This is a genomic window from Shewanella sp. (genome assembly GCF_041630135.1).
Taxonomy (GTDB): domain Bacteria; phylum Pseudomonadota; class Gammaproteobacteria; order Enterobacterales; family Shewanellaceae; genus Shewanella.
Genome location: NZ_JBFKLW010000024.1, coordinates 47444 through 55475, shown reverse-complemented (window position 1 = coordinate 55475; position 8032 = coordinate 47444). Strand labels below are relative to the sequence as shown.

Here is an 8032-nt window from a genome sequence, read left to right as displayed (position 1 = left end):
GACTCGGTCAGGGTGTAGTCGCGGTTGGCCATAAAAATCACCCCGGCGAAGATGGCGCAGTTTACCGTCAACAGTGGCAGGAAGATCCCCAGGGTCTGGTACAGCACCGGCATAAAGCGGTCGAGCACCATTTCGAGGATTTGCACCAGCGCCGCAATCACCCCGATAAAGGTGATGAGCTGAAGGTAGGACAAATCCAGCTCAGGGAAGCCGGCCCACGCCAGGGCACCCGGCTTAAGCACGGCCACGTAAATCAGCTGATTGAGCGGCACCGCCAGCACCATTACCACAATCACGGCAATGCCGAGACCGAGTGACGTCGACACCTTCTTCGAAACCGCGAGGAAGGTACACATGCCCAGGAAGAAAGACAGCGCCATGTTGTCGATAAATGACGCCTGGATAAACAGATTAATGTAGTGTTCCATGACGTTATCCTCAGGCCTTGGCGCGCTTGCGCTGGGCTATGTTAACCACCCAGATGATGACGCCAATCAGGAAGAAGGCGCTGGGGGGCAGCTTGAACATCTCATTGGGCAGATACCAGCCGCCCTGCTCTATGGTCTTCAGAATGCTGTGACCAAACAGGGTGCCAGAACCCAAAAGTTCACGCACAAAGGCGACGCTCAGCAGGATAAAGCCGTAACCGGCGGCATTGCCGATGGCATCCATCACCGACAGGTGTGGCGGCTCTTTCATGGCAAAGGCTTCGGCACGGCCCATCACGATACAGTTGGTGATAATCAGACTCACAAACACCGACAGCTGCTTGGATAAGTCCGGCGCCACGTCCTGAAGCACCATATCCACCACAATCACCAGCGAGGCGATAATGGTCATCTGGGCGATGATACGCACGCTGTTGGGGATAAAGGCGCGAATAAGCGAGATAAAGAAGTTGGAGCACACCAACACAAAGGTCACCGCCAGTGTCATCACCAGCGCGGTTTGCATGGAGTTACTCACCGCCAGGGCCGAACAGACCCCCAGCACCTGCATGGCCACCGGGTTATTGGCAAACACCGGGCGCATCAGGAGTTCACGATTGGATAATACTGCGCTCATCTCACACCCCCGCCGCTTTCAGCTTGTCGATAAAGGCATCAAAGCCTTCAGGACCAAACCAGAACTGCACCGCCTTGGCCACGCCCGCACCTGTGCGGGTGGCACCACTTACACCATCGACGGCACTCTTGTCTCCGGCCTTGGCTTCGCCCTTCACAATCTTGAAGGCCACATCGCCCTTGGCGTTGAAGATTTGCTTGCCCTGCCATTTGGCGAGCCAGTCGTCGTGGTTAATAAAGTCGCCGATGCCCGGGGTTTCACCGTGCTCGTAGAACACAGCGCCTGTGATGGTATTGAGGTCGGCCTCAATCCCCACAAAGCCGTAGATAATCGACCACAAACCCTTGCCATACACCGGCAGCACCAGCGCCTGCAGCTCGCCCTTGTCGTCCAGCACTTTGAAGATGCGGATTTCATTGGCGCGGGTCTTGATACGGGCGGTGTCTTTGGCAATCTTGCTGGAGGTATCCGGGTTGATGGCCGCCATACGCTCGTCATAGTCGAGGATGTTGTCACGCTCATGCATCTCGCCGCTGGCAAGGTTCACCATCACCGGGCGCACCCGCGCTTCGAAGGTGGCTTTGACATCACTGACATCCTTGATGTCGGCCGCCACCAGCACGTTTTGCATCAGCTCGTTGCGCTTTTTCACCAATTTGCGCTCCTTGAGCACATCGGCGGTGCCGGTGATCATAAAGGAGCAAACCAGGCACAGGACGACCGTGAAGGTCATGGTGCCGAGAACACTGTCTTTGTTAAAGGCCATTGCGCTTCAGCCTCCGTTTGATATTGAATCTAGCCACCAGCGAATCCAACACAGGCGCCCACAGGTTGGCGAACAGAATCGCCAGCATGATGCCCTCGGGCTGCTTAACGTTGGCCACGCGGATAAGAATGGTCATGGCGCCCACCAGGATGCCGAACATCAGCTTGCCGGGACGGGTGTAGGCGGTGGTCACAGGGTCGGTTGCCATAAACATCATCCCCAGCGCAAAGCCGCCGGTGACCAGATGCCAGGTCCAGGGCATGGCCGCCATGGCATTTTTACCGTCGCCAAACACATTGAACAGCAAGGATGTGGCGATGGCGCCAATAAGCACGCCCACCACAATGCGCCAGTCGGCGAGACGGGTAAGGATAAGCAAGAGACCACCGGCAAAAATCGCCAGCGCCGAGGTTTCACCAATGGCGCCCACTTCGAAGCCTAAGAAGGCATCCCACCAGGCGGCGTCGTTAAAGGCGTGGTACCAGGGGTATTCGGCAAACTTCATCTTGTTGGCAGCAACCTGCGCCAGGGTAGTGGCCGAGCTGTAACCGTCTACCGCTACCAGCTGCGCCGAGGTAGTCACTTCGCTTGGGTAGGCAAAATAGATAAAGGCCAGACCCGCCAGTGCCGGATTCAGGAAGTTGTAACCCATGCCACCGAACAGCTCTTTGGCAACAACCACACCAAAGCTGATACCCATCACCACCAGCCACAGGCTGATATTGGCGGGCAAACACAGGCTGAACAGCAGCGCGGTAACAAAGAAGCCTTCCTGCATTTCCTGACGTCTGGCCCGGGCAAACACCATTTCCCAGAAGATGGTGGTGGTAAGCGCCGCCAGATAAATCGGCAGGTAATAAATAAAGCCGTACGCCATCAGACCAAAGATGCCGGTGCTTTCAGTCAAACCGCCGAAGATGGCGTTGTAAAAGCTCTGATGCCAGGTATCCAGCGGCGCGCTGCCCGCCAGAATCGCAATTTGCGCCTGCAAGCCGGTGTTGTAGATGCCAAACAAAATAGCAGGCAGCAGACACAGACCCACCAGGGTCATGGTGCGCTTCACTTCAATGGCATCACGTACGTGCACCGTATCCTGGGTACTGGCGCCATGGCCGATAAACAGCGAACGGAAATAGTCTTTAATCGTGTGTCCGGGAGCGTAGTAAGCGTCCTGGACACTGGGTTTCTTCATGGGCTTGCTCATTAGCCTTCCCTCTCGATAATCGTCAGGCAGGCGCGAAGCTCCTGGCCAAAATCGTACTTACTGGGGCAGACGAAGGTGCACAGGGCCAGATCTTCTTCATCCAGCTCCAGTGCGCCCAAAAGCTGCGCCTCGTCGGTGTCACGAACCACCAGATCCCGCACCAGCAAGGTGGGCAGAATATCCAGCGGCATCACCCTATCCAGCTGGCCAAAGGCCATCATGGCGCGCTTGGCACCGCCGGTGTGGGTGGTCATGTCGTAAAGCTTCTTGGGCAAAAAGCGCGACAGCACGGTTCGGGTAATGGAGAACTTGTCCCGGCCCAGGCGTACCCAGGGCAGGAAGTGCTCACTGTCATCTTCAGTGACAACCGAAATTTGCGGGTGGAAGCGGCCGAGGAAGTCGAACGCGCCTTCGGCGCTGTGGCCAGACAGCACAGAGCCAGAAACGACTCTGGAATGCACCTCATCTTTGATTTCGCCTTTAACGATATCGCTGACCTTGGCCCCCAGCACAGTGGCAATCAGCCTTGGCTTAAGCACATTGGGGCCGGCGAGCGCGACGATGCGGCGGTTATCCAGCTGTCCGGTGGTAAAGAGGCGACCTACTGCCATCACGTCCTGATAGCCGATGTGCCATGCCTGACGCTCCATGCTGACGGGCATCAACATATGAATGTGAGTGCCCACCAACCCGGCAGGGTGCACGCCCTGGAATCTGTGGGTCTGTACCTGTGGCAGCTCGGCGCCCGGCAGCAGCTCGTGATTGCCGTCCTGACACAAAAATACCGGTCCGTCAGTCAGGTGAGTGAGTACCTGCATACCGGCGGCAAAAGCCTCAGTATCGGTATTGATTATCACCCGTGGGTCGGCGGCCAGAGGATTGGTGTCCACTGCGGTAACAAACAAGCCGGCAGGCACTGAACCCGGTTTGGGCGCGCGGGAAAACGGACGGGTGCGAAGTGCGGTCCACAGGCCACTTTGCAGCAGTTTGTCCTGCACCTGCTCACGTGAAAGGGCAGCCAGATCTGCCTCGGCGCCGAAGTCGATTGCCTCTTCGGTGCCATCACAATCGATGACCACCGACAGCAGCATACGCTTCTCGCCCCTGTGGATAGCAGAAACAATTCCGGCGCAGGGCGCGGTAAAGCGCACACCCGGGTTGCTCTTGTCTTCAAACAGCGCCTGACCCTTGATGACCCGCTCGCCCTCTTCCACCAGCATGGAAGGCTTAAGCCCTACATACTCCTTGCCAAGCAAGGCCAACTGGGAAGGTTTGGCGGCGAGATCAATCTCTTGCCTTGGCGCACCGGCAATGGGCACATCCAGGCCCTTTTTCACTGTGATTATCGCTTCGAAATAATCTGCCATGATTGCGGTCGCTCTCTCGGAAAATACACTGCGGGTGATGTTACGCATTGCCGCAATAAAAATCCGTCAGCCACATCACAATTGGCTAAAAAATGAAATTAAACAACAAAACCCTGTTAAATCGCGTTGTTTACGTGCAAAAAAGGCATAAAAACTGCCAATTACGTTATTTAATTACATAAATTCAGATTATCCTAATTTACTAAATTTACCTTATTTAACATTAAGATAGGTTAATCAACGGGATCTGCATCACTAAATAATTGTATTGAAAATCATAGGATTTAGTGAAAAACAATTTCTTGCCAACGGTGGCCAATCCGAAAAAGCCCGGGTGACCAACCTCTCAATTCCGGAATAAAGGTTACGTGACCTGTAAGACATTGAGCGGCAATTCCTTGTGCCAGGTTCACAATCCTTCCGTCTGCGTCCATTCATTTAACGGCATCTTTTGCCAGCTACACCACTTATCGCCATTCTTTCGCTACCAGTTCCTCTGCTCAAATAAGACAGCATCCTGCCAGCACAAGTTTGGGCTGTTACTAAAGAACAGCTTCCAAAAACAGCAACACCTACCCAAAAAGCAATAACAAAGCAGGAATGACTTTCATTTACTGTTCAGACACTAATCCTGAGTTTAAGAGGCATGGCAAATACCTGAAATCAGGGCGACACACCGACAGTTTGGTTAAATTTCAAACTGAGAAGCAGATCACGGTCAAAAACATGATCTCGATCTACAAACCATTCCGATACCCCCTATGAGGTATACCCACAAAGATAACAAGGTCTAGACTCGAAACTATTCTGATTGGCCCACCAGCCAGTCATATTGACCCCGGTTCAAGTGAGCAAAATGTCATGACAAAGGAATATCACGTCACCAGTCTGGTGGTGCATGCAGCCCCCAGCATGGCCAATGCCATCCATGATGCCATTGCCGCCCTTCCCGGCGCCGAGGTTCATGCCACCAGTCCCGAAGGCAAGTTGGTCGTCACCCTGGAAGGGTCAACCCAGCGAGCCATTCTCGACAATGTCGAGACCATCAACGCCCTTAACGGGGTGCTATCCAGCAGTCTGATCTATCACCAATCAGAGCAAGAACAACAAGTGAGTGAGGAAACACCATGAGCATAAGCCGTCGCGAGTTTCTTAAAGCCAATGCCGCCGTGGCTGCGGCCACGGCAGTGGGTGTCACACTGCCAGTAAAAGTGGTTGAAGCCGCTGAGCAGAAAGACAACATCAAATGGGACAAGGCCCCCTGCCGTTTCTGCGGCGTGGGCTGTTCAGTGCTGGTCGGCACCCGGGGCGGCAAAGTGGTTGCCACCAAGGGCGACCCCGAAAGCCCGGTTAACAAGGGCCTGAACTGTATCAAGGGCTATTTCCTGTCGAAAATCATGTACGGCAAAGACCGTCTGGACACGCCGCTTTTGCGCATGAAAGACGGCAAGTACGACAAGAACGGCGAATTCACCCCGGTGAGCTGGGATGTGGCGCTGGACACCATGGCCGACAAGTGGAAAGCCAGCCTCAAGGCCAAGGGTCCAACCTCTGTAGGCATGTTCGGCTCAGGCCAGTGGACCATCTGGGAAGGCTATGCCGCCGCCAAACTGCACAAGGCCGGTTTCCTCACCAATAACATCGACCCCAACGCCCGCCACTGCATGGCCTCTGCCGTAGGCGCCTTTATGCGAACCTTCGGTATCGATGAGCCTATGGGCTGCTATGACGACCTCGAAGCCGCCGACCACTTTGTGCTCTGGGGCGCCAACATGGCCGAGATGCACCCGATTCTGTGGGCACGCCTGTCTGACCGTCGCCTGAGCAATCCCAACGGCAAGGTGCATGTGCTTTCAACCTTCGAGAACCGCTCCTTCGATCTGGCCGATAATCCCATGGTATTCCGTCCACAAACGGACATGATTATCCTGAACTTTATCGCCAACTACATCATCCAGAACAAGGCGGTAAACAAGGACTTCGTCAGCAAGCACACCAACTTCGCTTTGGGTGTGACCGACATTGGTTATGGCCTGCGTCCTGACCATCCGCTGGAGATGAAGGCCAAGAATCCGGGTAACGGCAAGTCTACCCCGATTTCCTTCGACGAATACGCCAAGTTTGTCAGCACCTATACCCTGGAATACGCCAGCGAAATGAGCGGCGTAGCACCAGAGCGTCTGGTTGAGCTGGCCAAGGCCTATGCCGACCCAAGCGTGAAGGTGATGAGCCTGTGGACCATGGGTGTGAACCAGCACGTGCGTGGTGTGTGGACCAACAACATGATCTACAACATTCACCTGCTGACCGGCAAAATCGCCACCCCGGGCAACAGCCCCTTCTCGCTGACCGGTCAGCCATCGGCCTGTGGTACCGCCCGTGAAGTGGGTACCTTTGCCCACCGTCTGCCCGCCGACATGGTGGTGGCCAATGACAAGCACCGCGCCATTACCGAAAAACTCTGGCAGCTGCCTGAAGGCACCATTCCGCCCAAGCCCGGCTTCCACGCCGTGCTGCAAAGCCGGATGCTCAAAGACGGCAAGCTGAACTGTTACTGGACCATGTGTACCAACAATATGCAGGCCGGCCCCAACATCAACGATGAAATCTATCCGGGCTTCCGTAACCCCGAAAACTTCATCGTGGTATCAGACCCTTATCCAACAGTGACCGCCATGGCCGCCGACCTTATTCTGCCAACCGCCATGTGGGTGGAAAAAGAAGGTGCCTACGGTAACGCCGAGCGCCGCACCCATATGTGGCATCAGCAGGTGAAGGCCCCTGAAGGCGCCAAGTCTGATTTGTGGCAGCTGATGGAGTTTGCCAAGCGTTTCACCGTGGATGAAGTCTGGCCCACCGAGCTACTGGCCAAGAAGCCCGAATACGCCGGTAAGAGCCTGTATCAGGTGCTGTTTGCCAACGGCGTTATCGACAAGTTCCCAAGCTCCGACTGCAAGGGCGAGCTGAACGATGAGTCCGAGCACTTCGGCTTCTATGTGCAGAAGGGTATTTTCGAAGAATATGCTGCCTTCGGTCGCGGCAAGGCCCACGATCTGGCGCCGTTTGATACCTATCACACCAACCGGGGTCTGCGCTGGCCTGTAGTTGATGGCAAAGAAACCCTGCGCCGCTTCGTTGAAGGTTCCGACCCCTATGTGAAGGCTGGTGAAGGCTTTAAGTTCTACGGTAAGCCCGATGGCAAGGCGGTGATTTTCGCCCTGCCTTACGAGCCCGCCGCCGAAGAGCCGAACGATGAATACGATCTGTGGATGAGCACAGGCCGGGTACTGGAACACTGGCACACCGCCTCAATGACCGCCCGGGTACCTGAGCTGTACCGCGCTTACCCTGACGCGCAGATTTTCATGCACCCTGAAGACGCCAAGGCCCGTGGCCTGAACCGTGGCGACGAGGTAATAGTGGCCTCTCCAAGGGGTGAAGTGAAGACACGTGTCGAAACCAAGGGCCGCAACAAGCCACCCCGTGGCGTGGTGTTTATGCCCTTCTTCGACGCCCGTCAGCTGGTAAACAAGCTGCTGCTGGACGCCACTGATCCTCTGTCAAAAGAGACAGACTTCAAGAAGTGTCCGGTGAAAGTGATGAAGGCCTGACAGGGCCGGAGTACGCCAA

Annotated in this window: 7 protein-coding genes; 2 read left to right on the top strand and 5 right to left on the bottom strand. The window is 55.4% G+C overall.

Features of this window, described 5'->3' with window-relative positions; all coding sequences use genetic code 11:
- The 5 genes from ABYK60_RS08800 to ABYK60_RS08780 form a co-directional block, all read right to left on the bottom strand.
- The coding region (locus tag ABYK60_RS08800; protein WP_372871618.1) for an NADH:ubiquinone reductase (Na(+)-transporting) subunit E at nt 1-428 on the bottom strand (428 nt) is incomplete at its 3' end.
- A 10-nt stretch (nt 429-438) separates the two neighbouring features.
- The gene (locus ABYK60_RS08795; protein ID WP_011761085.1) at nt 439-1065 is read right to left on the bottom strand and encodes an NADH:ubiquinone reductase (Na(+)-transporting) subunit D; all 627 of its coding nucleotides are present in this window, start codon (nt 1063-1065) and stop codon (nt 439-441) included.
- A gap of 1 nt (nt 1066) precedes the next feature.
- Nucleotides 1067-1831: a Na(+)-translocating NADH-quinone reductase subunit C gene (locus tag ABYK60_RS08790; protein ID WP_240590938.1), complete on the bottom strand. Its 765-nt coding sequence runs from the start codon at nt 1829-1831 to the stop codon at nt 1067-1069.
- Nucleotides 1821-3035 (bottom strand): NADH:ubiquinone reductase (Na(+)-transporting) subunit B, encoded by a 1215-nt coding sequence (locus ABYK60_RS08785; RefSeq protein ID WP_372871617.1) that lies wholly within the window; start codon nt 3033-3035, stop codon nt 1821-1823. The genes ABYK60_RS08790 and ABYK60_RS08785 overlap by 11 nt, the downstream gene beginning before the upstream one ends.
- Nucleotides 3035-4402 (bottom strand): Na(+)-translocating NADH-quinone reductase subunit A, encoded by a 1368-nt coding sequence (locus tag ABYK60_RS08780; protein WP_372871616.1) that lies wholly within the window; start codon nt 4400-4402, stop codon nt 3035-3037. The genes ABYK60_RS08785 and ABYK60_RS08780 overlap by 1 nt, the downstream gene beginning before the upstream one ends.
- 861 nt (nt 4403-5263) lie before the next feature.
- On the opposite strand from ABYK60_RS08780, the gene ABYK60_RS08775 reads away from it, so the two are divergent.
- Both ABYK60_RS08775 and napA read left to right on the top strand, forming a co-directional pair.
- Nucleotides 5264-5533 (top strand): chaperone NapD, encoded by a 270-nt coding sequence (locus tag ABYK60_RS08775; protein WP_372871615.1) that lies wholly within the window; start codon nt 5264-5266, stop codon nt 5531-5533.
- A complete protein-coding gene (gene napA, locus ABYK60_RS08770) occupies nt 5530-8013 on the top strand; it encodes a nitrate reductase catalytic subunit NapA (protein WP_372871614.1) in 2484 nt (827 codons plus the stop codon). Before ABYK60_RS08775 ends, napA begins: the two co-directional genes overlap by 4 nt.
- Nucleotides 8014-8032 lie beyond the last annotated feature (19 nt).

What these genes read in the sequence shown, in the direction of transcription:
- ABYK60_RS08795 (WP_011761085.1), bottom strand. Translation starts at nt 1,065, where the DNA reads ATGAGCGCAGTATTATCCAATCGTGAACTCCTGATGCGCCCGGTGTTT.
- ABYK60_RS08790 (WP_240590938.1), bottom strand. Translation starts at nt 1,831, where the DNA reads ATGGCCTTTAACAAAGACAGTGTTCTCGGCACCATGACCTTCACGGTC.
- ABYK60_RS08785 (WP_372871617.1), bottom strand. Translation starts at nt 3,035, where the DNA reads ATGAGCAAGCCCATGAAGAAACCCAGTGTCCAGGACGCTTACTACGCT.
- ABYK60_RS08780 (WP_372871616.1), bottom strand. Translation starts at nt 4,402, where the DNA reads ATGGCAGATTATTTCGAAGCGATAATCACAGTGAAAAAGGGCCTGGAT.
- ABYK60_RS08775 (WP_372871615.1), top strand. Translation starts at nt 5,264, where the DNA reads ATGACAAAGGAATATCACGTCACCAGTCTGGTGGTGCATGCAGCCCCC.
- napA (WP_372871614.1), top strand. Translation starts at nt 5,530, where the DNA reads ATGAGCATAAGCCGTCGCGAGTTTCTTAAAGCCAATGCCGCCGTGGCT.